This is a genomic window from Photobacterium atrarenae, from assembly GCF_024380015.1.
Lineage (GTDB): Bacteria > Pseudomonadota > Gammaproteobacteria > Enterobacterales > Vibrionaceae > Photobacterium > Photobacterium atrarenae.
Genome location: NZ_CP101508.1, coordinates 1512704 through 1528876 on the forward strand (window position 1 = coordinate 1512704; position 16173 = coordinate 1528876).

15 protein-coding genes and 2 pseudogenes are annotated in these 16173 nt (G+C 50.6%); 15 read left to right on the top strand and 2 right to left on the bottom strand.

Annotated features, from left to right (window positions below; genetic code table 11):
- Positions 1 to 3: 3 nt before the first annotated feature.
- The 15 genes and pseudogenes from NNL38_RS07160 to NNL38_RS24840 form a co-directional block, all read left to right on the top strand.
- Entirely contained in the window at positions 4 to 492 is a 489-nt protein-coding gene (locus tag NNL38_RS07160; protein ID WP_255390322.1) for a phage tail tube protein, read from the top strand.
- A 12-nt stretch (positions 493 to 504) separates the two neighbouring features.
- A complete protein-coding gene (locus tag NNL38_RS07165; RefSeq protein WP_255390323.1) occupies positions 505 to 948 on the top strand; it encodes a phage minor tail protein domain-containing protein in 444 nt (147 codons plus the stop codon).
- Between the two features lie 65 nt (positions 949 to 1013).
- Entirely contained in the window at positions 1014 to 1298 is a 285-nt protein-coding gene (locus NNL38_RS07170) for a phage tail assembly protein T (protein ID WP_255390324.1), read from the top strand.
- Positions 1279 to 3549 carry a hypothetical protein gene (locus NNL38_RS07175; RefSeq protein WP_255390326.1) on the top strand — a complete coding sequence of 757 codons (2271 nt, stop codon included), beginning with the start codon at positions 1279 to 1281 and terminating at the stop codon, positions 3547 to 3549. The genes NNL38_RS07170 and NNL38_RS07175 overlap by 20 nt, the downstream gene beginning before the upstream one ends.
- Positions 3550 to 4035, top strand: coding sequence for a hypothetical protein (locus NNL38_RS07180; protein ID WP_255390327.1), 486 nt, complete (start codon positions 3550 to 3552; stop codon positions 4033 to 4035).
- Positions 4022 to 8131, top strand: a complete 4110-nt coding sequence (locus NNL38_RS07185; RefSeq protein ID WP_255390328.1) for an SGNH/GDSL hydrolase family protein — start codon at positions 4022 to 4024, stop codon at positions 8129 to 8131. The genes NNL38_RS07180 and NNL38_RS07185 overlap by 14 nt, the downstream gene beginning before the upstream one ends.
- The gene (locus NNL38_RS07190) at positions 8131 to 8667 is read left to right on the top strand and encodes a DUF1833 family protein (RefSeq protein WP_255390329.1); all 537 of its coding nucleotides are present in this window, start codon (positions 8131 to 8133) and stop codon (positions 8665 to 8667) included. The genes NNL38_RS07185 and NNL38_RS07190 overlap by 1 nt, the downstream gene beginning before the upstream one ends.
- The gene (locus tag NNL38_RS07195; protein ID WP_255390330.1) at positions 8668 to 9105 is read left to right on the top strand and encodes a C40 family peptidase; all 438 of its coding nucleotides are present in this window, start codon (positions 8668 to 8670) and stop codon (positions 9103 to 9105) included.
- Positions 9056 to 11857 carry a host specificity factor TipJ family phage tail protein gene (locus NNL38_RS07200; protein WP_255390331.1) on the top strand — a complete coding sequence of 934 codons (2802 nt, stop codon included), beginning with the start codon at positions 9056 to 9058 and terminating at the stop codon, positions 11855 to 11857. Before NNL38_RS07195 ends, NNL38_RS07200 begins: the two co-directional genes overlap by 50 nt.
- 140 nt (positions 11858 to 11997) lie before the next feature.
- Positions 11998 to 12420 (top strand): hypothetical protein, encoded by a 423-nt coding sequence (locus NNL38_RS07205; RefSeq protein WP_255390332.1) that lies wholly within the window; start codon positions 11998 to 12000, stop codon positions 12418 to 12420.
- A 147-nt stretch (positions 12421 to 12567) separates the two neighbouring features.
- Positions 12568 to 12726: pseudogene (locus NNL38_RS07210) on the top strand (L-threonine 3-dehydrogenase); the annotation flags it as partial.
- A gap of 168 nt (positions 12727 to 12894) precedes the next feature.
- The gene (locus NNL38_RS07215) at positions 12895 to 13143 is read left to right on the top strand and encodes a type II toxin-antitoxin system Phd/YefM family antitoxin (RefSeq protein WP_255390333.1); all 249 of its coding nucleotides are present in this window, start codon (positions 12895 to 12897) and stop codon (positions 13141 to 13143) included.
- A complete protein-coding gene (locus NNL38_RS07220; protein WP_255390334.1) occupies positions 13133 to 13423 on the top strand; it encodes a type II toxin-antitoxin system RelE family toxin in 291 nt (96 codons plus the stop codon). Before NNL38_RS07215 ends, NNL38_RS07220 begins: the two co-directional genes overlap by 11 nt.
- Positions 13424 to 13436: 13 nt before the next feature.
- A complete protein-coding gene (locus tag NNL38_RS07225; protein ID WP_255390335.1) occupies positions 13437 to 14033 on the top strand; it encodes a DUF4113 domain-containing protein in 597 nt (198 codons plus the stop codon).
- A pseudogene (locus NNL38_RS24840) lies at positions 13987 to 14176 on the top strand (transposase); the annotation flags it as partial. The gene NNL38_RS07225 and the pseudogene NNL38_RS24840, both read left to right, overlap by 47 nt.
- Before the next feature lie 228 nt (positions 14177 to 14404).
- On the opposite strand, the gene NNL38_RS07230 reads toward NNL38_RS24840, so the two are convergent.
- Together NNL38_RS07230 and NNL38_RS07235 are read right to left on the bottom strand one after the other, a co-directional pair.
- Positions 14405 to 15454: a DUF262 domain-containing protein gene (locus NNL38_RS07230; protein WP_255390336.1), complete on the bottom strand. Its 1050-nt coding sequence runs from the start codon at positions 15452 to 15454 to the stop codon at positions 14405 to 14407.
- A complete protein-coding gene (locus NNL38_RS07235) occupies positions 15451 to 16062 on the bottom strand; it encodes a hypothetical protein (protein ID WP_255390337.1) in 612 nt (203 codons plus the stop codon). The genes NNL38_RS07230 and NNL38_RS07235 overlap by 4 nt, the downstream gene beginning before the upstream one ends.
- Positions 16063 to 16173 lie beyond the last annotated feature (111 nt).

Consider the following 16173-nt stretch of genomic DNA (forward strand, 5'->3'; position numbering starts at 1 on the left):
AGCATGTCAGATCCAACCAAACCCGAAAAAGGCGCCGGGACGACGTTCTGTCGCCTGAATGATGGCGTTGAAATTACCAGCGTCACGGATTACACCGATGATACCCCCTGGATGAAAATCGCCGACATCAAAGAGCTTCAGCCGGGTGAAATCACGGTTGAAGATGAAGCGGATGATTACCTCGATGATCCGGAAGCGGATTGGGATAAAACCAGCCCGGGCAAAAAGAGCGCCGGTGAAACATCCGTGACGATCGCCTGGAAGCCGGGAGACACGGCTCAGCAGCAGCTGGATAAAGATGTGGCTGATGGCACGGTGACTCACTATCGCGCGAAATACCCGAATGGGGCGGTGGATGTCTGGTATGGCTACGTGAACTCGCTGGGTAAAGCGATCCCTCGAAACGAGAAAATGACCCGCTCTTTCAAAATCAAAAACGTCGGCAAGCCGAAAACAGCGGAAGAGCTGCTGGCTGCCGCGCCGGCAGCGTAATGGGGTGATGGCATGACATTTTTGAAGAAACAGACCGTTGATGTTGATGGTCAATCGGTTGAAATCACCCAGCTATCCGGGCTGGAGCGGTTTGATTACCTGGAATACTGTGCAGATCTCCCGCAGCCCGATGAGGTTGCGCCGATGGGAGAAAACCCATCTGAAGAGCAGAAAAAACAGTATGCTCAGGCGATAGCGAAAGCCCATCGGACTTGGACCAAGTTGACTTTCCTATTTCACTCCCGCCTTGTGGCGTATGGGTTAAAAGGTGAAGCGACTGACATCGAGCAACAGCACCAGGTTGTGATGTCGACGATGACCCCTGATCAGATAAAGCATCTGCATGATGAGATCGCCCGGTTTTCAGGTATGCCGTTACTGAATGATGAGCAAAATGAATCCAGTGAAGAGTCTACCATCGAAACGAGCTCTGAGCCCATTGACCCAAAAGCCTGATCCGGTCGGAGCAGGAATTTTCCCAACACCTGGCCCGTGAGTTTGGCCAGATATGCTGGCGAACCATGTTGGCGTCCATCAGCGCGGAAACAGTGCTGGAGTGGCGAAGATATTTTGTCGAGCATGGCTTCACCCATGAGATGGACAATTGGCGAGCCGCGATGGCTACTGCTGCCAACTGGAATGTCACCGCCCTGAGTGCCGGCATCAAGATGGATGAGCCGATGTCTCTGAAGAACTTCCTGCCTTCGACCGGGGAACCGGAACCACCGCGTGAATATACAGATGATGAGCTGATGGATTTGGGTGCATCAGCCGGAGGGATGCGTTTTGAGTGCCCAGATAGCTGATTTCAATATCCGATTCAATTCCGAATCGGCCCAGTTCAACAAGGATGTTGATTACGCCAAAAAGATGCTGCGCGGCTACACCAAGGAAGCCAAGGCCGCCAACCATTCAACCGGCGGTTTTAACAAGCAGGTCAACGTCGCCGGCGTCAGCCTGAAAGGATTGGGTAAGACGGCTAAAACCACGGCGAGGGCATTTGGGGGGGTGACCGCTGGTTTTGGCGCAGTCACGACGGCTTCTACTTACATGATCCGCCAGACCGCCCAGCAGGCCCGTGAAATTGAGCGTATGGCCACCGTCGCTCAGGTGAGCGCCGGAGAAATTCAGGCGCTGGGTTATGCTTCCGAGCAATATAACATTGCCGGGGATAAAATGGCCGACATCCTCAAGGATGTGAACGACAAGATCGGTGATTTCGATGAAAACGAAGGCGGTGAGTTCGCTGACTTCATGGAGAACATCGCTCCGCTCACCGGGCTGACTATCGAGCAGCTGCAACGCTTGTCCGGTCCGGAAGCGCTGATTGCAGTCAAAGAGGCGATGGATGCAGCCAATTTGCCGATGAAGTCGCAGCTGCACTATTTAGAGGCGATTGCGAATGATGCATCCGCCCTGATGCCGCTGCTGGAGAACAAAGGCGCCAAGCTGTATGAGCTGACTCAGCGTTATGACGATCTGAATGTGGCGATGTCAGAATATGACATTGAGCAGATGAAACAGATGGATCAGCAGCTCAATGATATGTCTCTCAAAATGCAGGCATCATTCAGGCAGGCGGTTATCGGTTCAAAAGACCAGATTGATTGGTTGACTGAGCATGTCAGCTATTCGGTTTCCTGGTGGGGAACCCTGTTCGATAGCATGTCCGATAATCCTCGGACTGAGCAAGGAATGGTGAAAAGGCTTGGTGAATTGCGTGGTGATCTGAAAGAAACCAAAGCCGAAGCCGAAGCTGCAAAGTCAGAGCTCAAAAAGCTTGAAGAAATTTCTGGCAGGGCAGAAGGTGACGCTGCACTGACAGCAAGGTTAGCCAATGCCGGACATCCTGAAAAGTTGGCTAAAACCAGGGCAAGGTTTGACGTACTGAAGCATGATGCCGATGAACTTCAGGCCAAAATAGATAGGGCTCAGAAAGCCTATAACGTTGCTGTCCTTGGTATGAACTATGACCAAAACAAGCCATCAGATACACCTCCCGGAATAAATGGTGGCGGAGATGGTGATAAGCCGCGGCTCAGTCAAAGTGAACAGGATGAGCTGGACCGGAAACAGAAAGCAGGTCAAGCCCGTCTGGAAACGCTGGATAATCAGTATGCCAATGAGCGGGATAAGCTTCAGCTCGCTCATCAGCAACGCCTCTCCGATATCGACACGCTGCAGCTCTCTGAGCAGGAGCTGACGCGCCGTGGTTTTGAAACCATGAGCGCCCTGAAATCTGAGTATAAGGATCGGGAGCGGGCGCATCACGCTGCCGAGGTGAAGGAATACCAGCGCCAGCAGGATGAGGCCTTGCAGCGGGAACTGGGTGCGTTTACCCGCACCCAGCAAGAGAAAACCCGAGTCGATGAAGCTGAGAAGAAGAAACGGGCTTACATGGATGAGCGCCTGAACCAGGAGCGCATTCGCGGCGTCAGCAACTTCATGGGCCAGGTATCCCAGCTCAGGGAGAGCGAGAACAAAAACGCGGCCCGGATCGGTAAAACTGCGGCCCGTTTTCAGATCATGCTGAACGCCTATGAATCGGCAACATCGGCCTATAACGCCCTGGTGGGGATCCCCTATGTTGGTCCCGGGTTAGCAGCAGCTGCCGCCGGCACCGCGATGGGGTTCGGCCTGTCTATGGCCAGCAAAGTAGATTCGATCAATATGGCTCACAACGGCATTGGTGAAGTGCCGATGATGGGCGGCCGGAGAGAGTCAAATTGGACACTGATGGCAGGCGAGCGGGTCTATACCAACGATAGTGCCCGTCAGATTGACCAGATGTACCAGGCTGTGATGGCGATGAGTCGTCAGCGGTTTGCGGTCAATGACCCGACCCAGGCCTTCGCCCGTCAGGCGGCAGCCATGCCGCGGGGGGGCGGCGTTATTCTGAATATGTACGGGATCCCGCAAGATGCCCGTATCGAAGAGAAGGAAACCGACAATGGCCAGACGCAGGTCGATGTGTTCCTGTCCGATCTGGACAGCGATGGCCAGATGTCGCAGGCCATCACCCGGACCTTTGGCATACCAAGAGTGGGGGCCGCTTAAATGGTAGGGATGATGTATCCCAGCAACTTGCCCCATCCGCATTTCAGCTCATCCGGTCTCAAGCAACAATCCAATCGCATCAGCACCCAAATGGCGTCGGGCCGGAAACGGCAACGGCGCCGTTTTTATCGGGTGCCGGTCGAGCAGAAGCTGGTCTGGAAACTGAAAGCCGAGGATGCGGCGACGTTCCTGGGCTGGGTGGATGACGCCCTGAACGGCGGCATCTCCTGGTTCACTTTGAACCAGCGTACCGAGATAGGCGTGGTGCCCGTCGATGTCCGGATGCTGGCGCACCCGCTGGAAGATGCCAAGCAAAACGCCGGGAAGTTTATCTACACCGTCAAATGTGAAATCAGACGTTACCCGCGGCTGAGTGAAGCGCAGGTGTTTGAAAACTTGTTATCGCCATACACAACCGAGCAATTTATTGCCGAAATGGATATGAGCCATTACTACACTGAGAGTTGGAAAGATGGAAACCAATAATGTTTATCAGCTGGCAGAGGTTCTCAAGCAGAATATTGACTGGCTCAACGTGATCATGCTGGGTAACGATACTCAATCTATCAATATTGGCGGGGTGGAGAGACCATCGATCAGCAAAGAAGTGTCAAGCCGGCTGGCCGCATTTAATGCGATGGTACAAGGGCGGCGTGCGTATGAAACCTTTGCAGATCTTGTGGCGTCGGGCGCACCGCCATCAGATAAGTTACTGGCAGAGGTCTGGAGTGATGGTGATAATAACGGTCTTTACGGCTGGAATGGTGCCAGCTGGGTGCGCTCGGATTATGATTTGTACCAACAGGTCCGGCGACTGTCTGACTCTCAGTCAAACATGTGGTACCAAGATCTCGGTCCCACCCTTGCGGTAAATGAGCAAAATCGTTCGGTGATTGTCAGGGCAATTAAAGATGTAAAAGCAAACAATCTGGTCAACCCAAACCAGGCTCACTATTTATGGATCCTGGCCAGCAACGATAGCGTTTATAACGACCGATTTTATATCCGGGATGAGTCGGGCACGAACTACAGATTAGATCCTGAAGTACGACCGCAAGGGTGGGAAAACGGCCCTGTCTGGGTTCGTTTGAACACATCTACCAGTTTCAACCAGTTTATTGATGTCCTGATTGACTACCGAGAGTTGCCAACGGGTTTGCTTTGGAACGGCGGCTCTCCGGCGCTAGGGTTTTCCAATGCCTGGTTGCATTACAGCGTAGAGACTCTGGGGGCCGTCAATAAATTAGATTTGATGCGCGGTTGCCTGGAGCCGAATCTCGACCTCTACAAACCAACGGAGAGCTATGACCGGAAGTGGATGAAGCATTTCATTTGCCACGCGTTTTCTTTGCTCCAAGTGAAACACCGTTATCGATTGGTTGTTTTTACTGTCGATGATGATACGCATGGCAACAGAATGACCATCAAAAATGACAGTGATGGACTTTATGAAACATTGCCGGACAGCGAGCCAGTTCAAGCAGGGAAATACTATCAATACGAGTGCCATGGCCATGACGGCGTTATCCGTGTTCTGGTAGACACAGATGCAATTCGAGCGCAGGGCTTGCCGAGTTTGCTATGGAATACCAATGAACATCACCTTTATTTTTCGGCGAATGAAGGTCTTGCAGATCTTCCCCGTATGCTTTGGCTGTCGAACGACTTTCCGATGGTCAACACGATTACTTCCAGTTTGCAAACCTCAGCATATACGGAAGTAGCGAAGAGTATTGTGTCTGCCAACATTGTTGTTGCAGAGCCAGGCTTGACCGTGGATAAGCTTCGTATTCAGGTCTTTACCAAGAGCCCTTCTGATTTTGGAGATAGCATCTGGGTTTGCGATAACGAAAAGACGATCGGCACCTGGTCAGGAAAAGCAGAAATCAATGGCGAAACTGAGCTCACGATCAACGGCACCTGGAGTGGACGCCCTGCCGTTATCAATATGATCGTGGATTGGTCCAGAATCTCAGCCTCCGGGGTTTTGATTAATGGTGTGCCCGGACAGGCTCCAATTCACTTGCGCCATAATAATATTGGTGAGTCGACAGCCGATCGACGAGTCAAAGGCCATGAAGAAACATTTCACTTAGCCCAGTGGCTAGATCCGTCAGCAAAATCTCACTTGCTCTGGGACTCTTTTGCCGCCTTGACTGCTAATTATGTCAAAGGTTTCTATCTCGCGGGCACTCAGGCAGGGGTGGTTTACGGGATAGGTATTATTACCAAGAACTCCACGACCTACGGCACCAAAGTTGATGTTTTCAACAATGAGCGCCGGATTGTTGCCTCTGGGCGTGTGGATGCGCCAAACGAGAACGGTGAAACCATTTTCGAGCTGAAGCCGGTGGGGAGTACGGTTCACGGTAAGATTTGGTTAGACATGACCCAGATGTCAGATGGGGTCGTTGAAAATACCAACAGTCCCAGGTTCCTGCTCAATCCCGACTACGTCGAGGTTCGCGCGATTCCGGACATGCTGCCAGATGTGAAGTCCGAAACGAAACCGTTCACGGTGAGAAATCCTGTTCGTTTGGCTTGCATGGGGAGCTCGATCACCTGGGGCTCCGGATACGTTGGCCAGAGCTCCTATGTCGGGGCGGTTGAAGATTACCTGCGTCATGAAGTGGCGACAACGATCTTAGGGGAGCAACTCGGATATACCACCCGGCTGCCTGAGCCCATGCAGTATAAGGGGGCAGTCGCTTACCTTGAGGGGAATGATGCGACCACCGAGTTTATGTTGCAGGGCGACGAGATTAGTCTGGCAATCTGTAAAGAGCGCGGGAATGAGCACGCGGCCATTGTCGAGCTTTGGGTCAATGATGAGTTGTCTCAGCGATTTTCCACCTTCAATGATGAGCCCTTTTCTGAAGGAGAAGTGAAGTTCTGGCAGGCGGATGGTTCCACCCGCTCCTGGGATTTGGGTGTGCCGTTTACGTTCAACCATACCGTGAGACGGAATGGCAAAGTGTTGACCGGAGGAATGAACAGTGGTGGTTACAGCGGGAGCTGGCCGGACGGTTGGGAGTACATGATTATACGAAAAACCAAAGAGTCCGGTGCAGAGCACGAGATTACGCACTGGCTGACCTTTAAGGTCAATCAAGCGGAAGGCACGGTGATCGAATGCGGGTTTGATCACGGCGAGACCATCAAGCCGATGCGCTCGACTGTCGGCAACCTTGGTAAAGGGCTGGGAAGTGGCATTGAATCAACGTATGGCGATGGCAATATTGCCTATGACCCGGCGAACCCTGTGGGCCTGTCCTCTGGTCTGGATTTTCGTTATACAGATGACCGAGCCATCATTACTGCGAAGTTTCCAACGGTCGGGGCATTAAATGCCAAGTTAGTTATCGTCGGCTCTGATCCTCGGGTAGCCAACCCATCGTCCCCACGGCTTTACCTGAATTTCGTGACCAACAAAATGCACCACCTCATGAATGCAGGGATTGGTGGCTTCAAGGCGAGTAACTTCCTTTCGTCTTATGCGAGCCTGAAAAGCCACTACAAGGTGAGTCAGTGGCAGCCGACACATATCTCGATGGAGTCATGCACCAATGACGACTGGGGGACAAATGAGTATTTGTGCTGGACCGATGTCACGATGACTCAGGCCCAGCTTTTTAAGGTGGACTCCCTGTTGTGGCTCCAGAGCATTCAACAAAATCCAGACGGCAGCTATCTGGTTTCCGATTCACGGATTGACTACGAGGAAATCGGCCCGTTCCATGTGATCCTCAACAGTGACACGACACACATTGGTGATATTCAGCCTGGCGATGTCGTGACGTTTGGACGGTGGAAAGGGGATAACCGCTCGATGTCCGTTCGTCTGGTGAAAAGCTGGGATGCAGCGTCACGCCGGATTGAGTGGGGGCCTGAGCTGAGGCTTGATGACTTCGGCTGGCAGATGGACTCACTTGCTGACATTGAGACGATTCAAGTCAAGTCGCTGAAGCAATGGGGCGCCAATGTTGAGTCGGTCATTCATTATCTCAAAGAGGCCAACCCAAATGCACAAATCAGCATCGGAACCAGCGGCGTGCCCAATATGCGTACTCGCCGCCTGGAAGGTTATGCCGACTACGGGAAGCATATCGCCAAGCAGCTGGGTGTGGATTTTGTCGATTACTACCAGGTGACTCGGGACTGGTCGGAAAATACCGCGGCGGATCACCAAGTTTATGTTACAGCCGATGCTGGGGAAATTAGTGATGGATCCGCAGAGTTTCCGTTGTATCTGGCCGATGGACGAGAGCTGAGAAATCACTGGGCGTTGCGAGGTTGGTCTGTCGTTGTCAATGGAATTGAGCGCTATTTAGATGGCTGCTATGTCATTGGTGGTGCACGCCGCGCCTGGAGCGATATAAACGCTGAACTCACGATGAGTAATTACACCTGGGTGTTTGACCAGTTTAAGGTGATTTTTACCAGGGATGTGCCACCGGCCGGCGCGCAAATCATTGTGAAAAAATCCAGTCAATATTGGTCGGGAGATGATTGCCACCCATCCTCAACGGGTTATTCGTTGTTTGGTCAGGCTCTAACGGAATATTTAAGGAAAGTGATTTAATGCAGAGCCTAGAGGTCTATTATGCCTCTGCCCCTGTCGACTCGACCTCCATCCACACCCTTGAAATTAAAAATGAGCAGGCTGACCAGCGTGGTGAGCCCGGGTCGGTGATCCGGGTCGCCGATGGTTTCTATGATCTCAATGATGAGGGTGAGGAAGGGATCGAACTGGGCCTGGAAGACGGCAGCACCGCTTTCTTTCGCTCTTCCGGGTTCGGCCTCTCCCTGCCGGGGAAGAGTGTCAAGGGCAAGCAGAATCTCCAGTTCCAGCTCGATAACGTCACCGGCGAAGCCCGGCAGTTTATCGACAAGGTGCTGGAAGATGGCAGCAAGGCCATCATTACCTACCGGGTGTACCTGAGCAGTAACCTTTCCGCACCCGCCAAGCCGCCGCTGGTGATGACCTGCGTGTCTGAAAAGGACAACGTTCAGACGGTCGCTGTGGTGGGCTCGTTCCATGATTTGGTTAACCGGGGCTGGCCGAGGCGGCGCTATAAGCCGGCGGTCACCCGGGGCCTTAAATACCAGGGAAGTTAAATGATCACGTTAGCATCCATTATGACCGTCCCTTATGTGGATGGCGGCCGGGATTTGTCCGGCCTCGACTGCTGGGGACTGGTGCGGCTGGTGCGCCACCATCACCACGGCCTGCCGTTGCTGGAAAGCTTTGGCCGGGTCTCGCCCGACGACAAGGCGGGGATGACCGATGGCTATCAGGCCGTGGTTTCTGACTTTGTTGAAACTGCCCCGGTCGATGGGGCGATTGCCTGCCATTTCCTCGGTGATGTCCTCTGGCATGTCGGGGTGGTGGTGAACGAGTGCGGCCTCAAGGTGCTGCATACCGGCAGGAAACAGGGCCGCCCCTGCCTGTCCCGTCTGGCTGAGTTTGAGCGCATGGCCCTGACTACGAGGTATTACATCGAGCATGACAGTTTTAGCCTTTTATCCCAACAAGCTGGATCGCAGCAAGCGTGAGTTTTGCCCGGTTGAGCCGGGCCAGACCCTGCACCAATGGCTCACCCAAAACATCAAAGCCTACCAGGTCAGCAATACCTGCCGTCTCAGCTATGCCGTCAATGATGAAATCTATGGGCCGGAGGCGTGGGATCGGTATGTCTGGCAGCCCGGTGACTTGATTGAGTTGACGGCGGAGCCGAAAGATCCGGTGACTCAGGTGCTGTCATTGGTCGCAGTGGTTGCCATAGGAACTGCCATTTATGAGCTGAGCCAGATCCCGGACAACTACCAGAAGACAACTCCGGAAGGCAGCCCGATTTATTCCACCAATGCACAAGGAAACCGGCCGCGGTTGATGGGGATCATCCCGGAGTTATTCGGCCGCCATAAGACTTACCCGGATATCATTTCAGAGCCGCACTGGTATTTTTCCGATGATGATGAGTACCTGATGATGATGACCGCCATCAGCGTGGGTGATATTGAGCTGACCGCCGATAACATCTTCATCGGGGACACCCCGATTTCTCGCTACGGCAGTGACATCGATTTTCAGGTCTTCCCGCCGGGCAGTGATGTGACCGGCCACCTGGCGCACCAGAATATCTACACTTCCCGCGAAGTGGGCGCGACGGCTTCGACCTCAGGGATTGAGCTGAAAAGTGCGATCGGGACCGTCTCGCCTTACCGTGCGACTCTGGCTGATAAAACGGTGCTGATGACTAAGTTTGTTGACGGCACCTCATCGGCCTACTGGCCGGAAGAGTGGGAGCCCGGGCACCGGGTAGAAATCCAAGGCACCGGTGGCGCGGTGACTGTCTCTGAATCTCATCAGTACGGCGGCTGGAAGGGGGATCCGGCAGAGCCCGGATTGCATTTCTGGTCGAAGGACTCTGAGCTGGCCAATGCCAAATGGGGTCAGTATGTTCAGTATCCGGTTGCCGATGAAGATGGTGAGTTCGAGACCTGGAAAACCGGGGTAGTCAGCAAAATCGGCACCGGGAGCGAAAATGGTGTGACATTTAACCTGATCGTGGTGGTTGGTGTGAATGGTGAGGAGCTGTCCCCGTCGACGGTGGCGTCATCCTTGCGATACTATTCAGTCAAGTTGCTGTCCCCGGAAGATGGTTATTACCGGATCACATCGGTTTCCAACCGGGTGGCCACGCTGGATAAACTCTATCCCAATAAAAGCACGACCATTGCGAACTGGCGCGGATTTGATGACCAGACCTACAGTGGTCTGAAAGTCATTGCCCTGACGTCATTGCCCGGCCAGCCGGCGGGGTCGTTTTTTGTCTGCCCCAGTTCTGAGGTGACGGACCGAATTTATATCGACATCAAGCTGCCGGACGGCCTCGGTTACATGAATGATGACGGCGATATTGAAAGCCGGAATATCAAAGTGATGATTGAGTGGCGGGGAGAAGGGGAAAGCCAGTGGAATCAGCGGCAGTACAGCCGCACGGCGGGCACCCGGGATCAGTTGGGTGACACCGTGACCATCTCGCTTGGCCGCAAAGTTAGGCCGGAGGTGCGTTTCTACCGGATCACCGGTGACAGCGAAGACAGCCGGGTGTTTGACCGGGTTGAGGTCAAGCGCCTGAAAGCCAGGTTGCCGGCGAATACCCGATATGATGACTTTACCACCCTGGCCATCCGGATCCGGGGTAGTAACAGCCTGTCACGTAATGCAGAGAACAAGCTCGGTGTGATCCCGACCCGCAAGCTGCAGATCCCGGACGGCAATGGCGGCTGGACCACCGACACCTATCCGACCCGGGATATTGCCCCGGCGGTGCGCTACATTATCCTGGACAGCGGGTTGACCGATGTTCAGATCGGCCAGAACGAGCTGTTGCGGCTGCATGACGTCTGGCGGGCGCGAGGGGACACCTTTGATGCGGTGTTCACCGATGACAGCACCTTGTTTGAGGTGCTGAAAAAGGTGTTGTCGGTCGGGTATGCCGAGCCGACCCTGAACTATGGTCAGATCGTGCCGGTTCGCGACGAGCCACGCAGCGTACCTGACTACCCGTTTATGCCGGACAACATGCTGGGCAAAGGACTGGAGCGCTCAACGAAGCTGATTGACGACCAGGAGCCGGACGGCATCGAGGTGGAGTATTTCTCGACCGAGACCTGGAAGCCGGAGACCCTGCTGTGTCTGCTGCCGGGCGACTTGGGTGTCAAACCTCAAAAGGTCCGGGCTTTCGGGATCACCGAGCCGAAAAAGGCTTGGCAGTTCGGGATGCGGGTGCGACGCAAGAAACGCTATCGCCGCACCCAGTACACGTTCCAGACTGAGATGGACGGGTTCAACCTCAATTATCTGTGTTATGTCGCGCTGGCCGATGATGTGCCCGGCTATGCCCAAAGCGGGCGCCTGGAGGATTATCAGCCTCTGGGCAAAAGTTACGTGCTGCGGCTGGATATGCCGGTTGAGTGGGGCAGTGGGACACACCACATTGTGCTGCGCAAGCCGGATGGCAAGTCCTCAGGTCCGTATCCATGCTCACCGGGCGGCGATCCGTTCGAGGTGGTGATCAGCACCAAGCTGGATTTCAAGCCGACCCTGGATGGCTCCATGGAGCCGCCGTTGTGGCTGTTCGGGGAGGCGGACCGGTGGTGCTACCCGGCCCTGATCGAGGACGTCGATCCCCGCGGGATGGATAAGTGTGCCGTGAAGGCGGTCAACTACGATGTCCGGGTGTACGAAGATGATGATCACGAGCCGGATGAGAACGGGTACCCGAAAGTGGCGTTATAACTACCATGCCGTATAGCGTGGTAGATAGTCATGCGCAGTTGGTTCCAGTAATCTACCGCTGATAAGTTCTAAAAATTGCGATGGTCTCCGGTTTATCATGATTCATTAGTGTATCCTTTCCATCTTGAATAGTGCATAACATGCTGAACAAGCAGGGAAATATAAAAGTGAATATCAGGGTAGTTTCAGCAATTCTAGTTGCTGCCATTAGTTTGGCTGGCTGTACGGGGCCGATGGTGAAAATTAATGATGTTGATGACACCGTTGCCAGCAAGGTCATGCTAACTACAGACAAATCGGTATTGAAAAAAGAAGGCGTAACCATCATTGGTGTGGTCGAGGCTACATCTTGCAGGCATTTGTTGTGGGAGCCTGATGCCAGTGAGAAGAACTGTATTGATCAGCTCAAAATGAAGGCGCATCAAGTCGGCGCAAATGCGATTATGTTTGGCGCCGCAGATAAAACGTCGGCGGATTTTATCCCGGATGATGGCATCAACCGCAATTGTTGGAATACAGTTGACTGTCGTGGAGTCGCCATCATTGATAACTCGGAAAACTGATAAGACCTGCCCGCTGCCTGGCGGGTAATTTTCCTTCCTTTCTCCCTCCCGTACAGAACTATTCGCAAATAGCCCCATTTTAGCCCCATCAGGCAGCTGTGTGTTTATAACTAACTGATTCATATGGTTTAAAACGCTCTTGTACTGGATATGTTCGAGACTTGGTACAAGATGGCAAGCCTGATCCAATCAGGTCTGGATCTGAACCCAATTATCACCCATCACTTCAAGGTTGATGACTTCCAGAAAGGCTTCGACGCCATGCGTAGCGGGCTTTCCGGCAAGGTTATCCTTGATTGGGAATAAGATTGAGAGCGCTCCGAAAGGGGCGCTTTTTCTTTCTGGTGCCTTCAACACATAAACCAACGCATCGTAAAAATGCTATGTGTTGCGAACTTCTCTTTAAGCAACTTGTGATATTGCTTGGCTGAATCTAAAATGACCAGTATAAAGACCATTTAAGAGACCTGTTATATGACCACTCGAATTTTAGCCGATGTCGCTGCAAGCATTACTGAGTTAAAAGCTAACCCGATGAAAGTTGCAACGAGTGCTCACGGCGAACCTGTTGCTGTACTTAACCGAAATGAACCAGCATTTTACTGCGTACCTGCTGAAGCATATGAAATGATGATGGACAGACTCGAAGATCTTGAGCTGCTTGCTATTGCTAAAGAGCGTGAATCTGAAGAGAGCATTTCGGTTAACATTGATGACCTATAAACTCGATTTCAAAAAGAGTGCACTCAAAGAGTGGAAAAAGCTTGGCTCTACGTTGCAACAGCAGTTTAAGAAAAAACTGATTGAGCGCCTGGAAGACCCACATGTGCCAGCCTCAAAACTTTCCGGCGCTGACAACATGTATAAAATTAAACTGCGTCAATCGGGTTACCGCTTAGTCTACAAAGTTGAAGACGATGTCGTTATTGTAACCGTCTTAGCCGTCGGAAAGCGCGAACGTAGCGATGTTTACCGTAAGGCAATGAAACGTTCAGATGTCTGATGCGGTATAGCGAGTGACAAGGACCCTGACCGAGCTGGAGCAGGCACTGTGCAAACACGCCGGCATTGCGGCTGCCAAGGCGCGCCGACTACAATCACTGTGCCGCCAGATACTCATTTTTGCCGGGAACTCGCCGTACGATGAAGCGCCAGTAAGCAGACGTTTTCAGTACCGGTTTGCCTACCCGACAGATGACACCCGGCAGCTGACACAGATCGCATCCCAGGCCGCCAAGTCACTCTTTATCCTAGGTGTGCGCTACTACAAGGTGGGCGTCGGTTTAATCGACCTGGAAGATGCTCGCCATGCCCAGCAGGACTTGTTTAACACCTCTCCATCAAATCCAACCCTGATGAAAGCTTTCGACGGCATCAATGGAAAATATGGCTCGGATACCGTGTTTATGGCTGCGCAGGGGATCACCCCAAAATGGGCCATGCGCCGTGAATTCCTGTCCCCGCAGTACACCACCAAGTGGCAGGATTTTTTCATGCAGAATCTCCTTTCGTTTAGGTTACGAGAAAATTCTACTTTTTGCTGCTGTTATTTTTCGGGGGGATTACCCGCCCAAGTATTCAGTTTTAAATATTGTTGGTTATCTAAAGGATAAGAATGAAATTTCGAAAGCAAAAATTTTTTCGGGGCAGACAGATGAATTTTAATAGTGAACACTTTTGGGCAAGGAGATACTTTGTCTAGACGGTTGGTCTTTATGAAGAAGTTGTTCTTGAATACATAAGAACTCAAGAGTAAAAAGATGAGCAACGAGATCAACTGAAGTTTGGTTTATAGCGCCTTGGGCACTTTGATGGCGTAATCCAATAAACCTCCGGCTTTGTTGGAGGTCATTTACTTTGTCACTCCCACCACATCACTCGATATGATTAGCCGGAACGATAATAAAAAAATGGGGTCGGTTTGTAACCTGGCCCCGATTTCTTTAGATAACGGCCACAATGAGAGACACGATTTCTTACTCACTCATGAACTGAGCCAATCAACCAGACTTTCAACTCTTTTTTCTCTACTTAACTTACTACGGGTTCGGCCTGAGGCACCTAACTTATACTCAGAAATGAACGCAGAATGAGCCGTATCGTCAGACTTATAAGCTTGAATAAATTCTAGCAATCGCGAACCTATTTCTCTTACATCAGCACCAGCAGACTTAAGGTAATCAATCACTACAAATAAAGTATATAGGTGAACTGTTGATGAAAAAAATCGCGCTATTTCATCACTTTCCTCAAACAAAAAGTCTATATCGATCAGAATATCATTAACTGCCTTTAAGTCATTGTCCTTCTTATCGTAAATGTCATTATAAAGATCATATATCTTATTGATATTACTAGGCGTGTCATTACTTATTCCGCTTCTTTGATAAATTAATAAGCTGCTTGCAAAAGTAATGTCCGCCATTCGGCGCCTTTCATTATCAGAGAATATATTCCACTTTCTATCCCATGACTTTAAAATAGGGTGGTCCGCAACTTTTTCTGAAGCTTTCAGAAATAAGCCATTAAACTCGGCATTTCTAATCTCTTGAGGGTTTAAAGATTTATCGGTTTCGTTTAATCTTCTAAACAACGCAGTAATTTCTTCACGTTTAATATCTGATGGTATCGTTCTAACATTAATAACATAATTCCAAATCTTTTCTTTATTTTCAACTGACAAATCCCCCCAAGACTTATCAGCATAGTCAGATTCTTTGTCATCGAGATAGAGTGATTTCAATTCCCATTCATTACCAACAAACTGCAGAATCGCACTCATGCGCTGTTGACCATCAACAACACTATGCCTCTGCAACCCTGTTTCCGGGTCAACTGGCTGCTGCCACAGATAAAACTCAGGCATTGGATATCCCATCAAAATCGTTTCAATGAGCCGAACTCTCTGCTTTTCAACCCATACTAATCTTCTTTGAAAAGAGTTATCAATAAAATACTTCGTGTCTCTCAACTCAGAATAAAGATTAGAAAGGGTTGGCCGACTTGTCTGAATACGTTCATTAATTATAGTCATAATGAATTTCCTCTCGGACCACTTAGCACATTTTTCAAAAGACCTACGCCAAATTCATGGTAAGATTCAACATCTAACCAATTGGAATAAATCCGATAGTTTATTTTTCGCTTAATTCGAAAGGAACGATTAATATTCTTTTTCATTTCCTCAAGTAACGTAATGGTTTCTCGCATATGTGTGCTTTTATATTCCATTTTATCATTCACAACCAGAAACTTAGAAAAAATGTCATTTGCATGGCTTTCTCTGACTTCTATCTGGTTACTATAATAAGATTTTCTCAATTGCCACCAAGTTTTTTCAAATATTTGAGGGCACGCAATAACAACATCTAAATCAGACTTTCGATTAAAATCTTTAAAAATATCCTTTGTTGGATTCATACTGAATCCAAACTTACCACTACCTACAATAGCAATATTATTAGGTGAAGTATTTAATGCATTTCCGATTTCACATTTAAAATCGTGATATTCCCCTTTCACCCCAAGCTCTTCAGAATTTTCAAAAATATAAACGTTCTGGTCAAATAAATGAGACCTGCAAAAGTCCAAAGGCTTATTTTCTAAGATCAGTTTTTTTAATTCAATTTTATTTATCAGCACTCGTGCAATCTCGATTCATCCTTCTTTAGTATTCCATCTAATAGAACACCCCTTTACAGTCAACTGAGAAAACTAGCCATACTGCCACCACTTTTATAAAACTCACACTAC

Excerpts from the sequence above, each read along its gene's own strand:
- NNL38_RS07170 (WP_255390324.1), top strand. The coding sequence starts at position 1,014 with ATGTTGGCGTCCATCAGCGCGGAAACAGTGCTGGAGTGGCGAAGATAT.
- NNL38_RS07180 (WP_255390327.1), top strand. The coding sequence starts at position 3,550 with ATGGTAGGGATGATGTATCCCAGCAACTTGCCCCATCCGCATTTCAGC.
- NNL38_RS07160 (WP_255390322.1), top strand. The coding sequence starts at position 4 with ATGTCAGATCCAACCAAACCCGAAAAAGGCGCCGGGACGACGTTCTGT.
- NNL38_RS07165 (WP_255390323.1), top strand. The coding sequence starts at position 505 with ATGACATTTTTGAAGAAACAGACCGTTGATGTTGATGGTCAATCGGTT.
- NNL38_RS07215 (WP_255390333.1), top strand. The coding sequence starts at position 12,895 with ATGACCACTCGAATTTTAGCCGATGTCGCTGCAAGCATTACTGAGTTA.
- NNL38_RS07220 (WP_255390334.1), top strand. The coding sequence starts at position 13,133 with ATGACCTATAAACTCGATTTCAAAAAGAGTGCACTCAAAGAGTGGAAA.
- NNL38_RS07195 (WP_255390330.1), top strand. The coding sequence starts at position 8,668 with ATGATCACGTTAGCATCCATTATGACCGTCCCTTATGTGGATGGCGGC.
- NNL38_RS07230 (WP_255390336.1), bottom strand. The coding sequence starts at position 15,454 with ATGACTATAATTAATGAACGTATTCAGACAAGTCGGCCAACCCTTTCT.
- NNL38_RS07185 (WP_255390328.1), top strand. The coding sequence starts at position 4,022 with ATGGAAACCAATAATGTTTATCAGCTGGCAGAGGTTCTCAAGCAGAAT.
- NNL38_RS07190 (WP_255390329.1), top strand. The coding sequence starts at position 8,131 with ATGCAGAGCCTAGAGGTCTATTATGCCTCTGCCCCTGTCGACTCGACC.
- NNL38_RS07205 (WP_255390332.1), top strand. The coding sequence starts at position 11,998 with ATGCTGAACAAGCAGGGAAATATAAAAGTGAATATCAGGGTAGTTTCA.
- NNL38_RS07200 (WP_255390331.1), top strand. The coding sequence starts at position 9,056 with ATGACAGTTTTAGCCTTTTATCCCAACAAGCTGGATCGCAGCAAGCGT.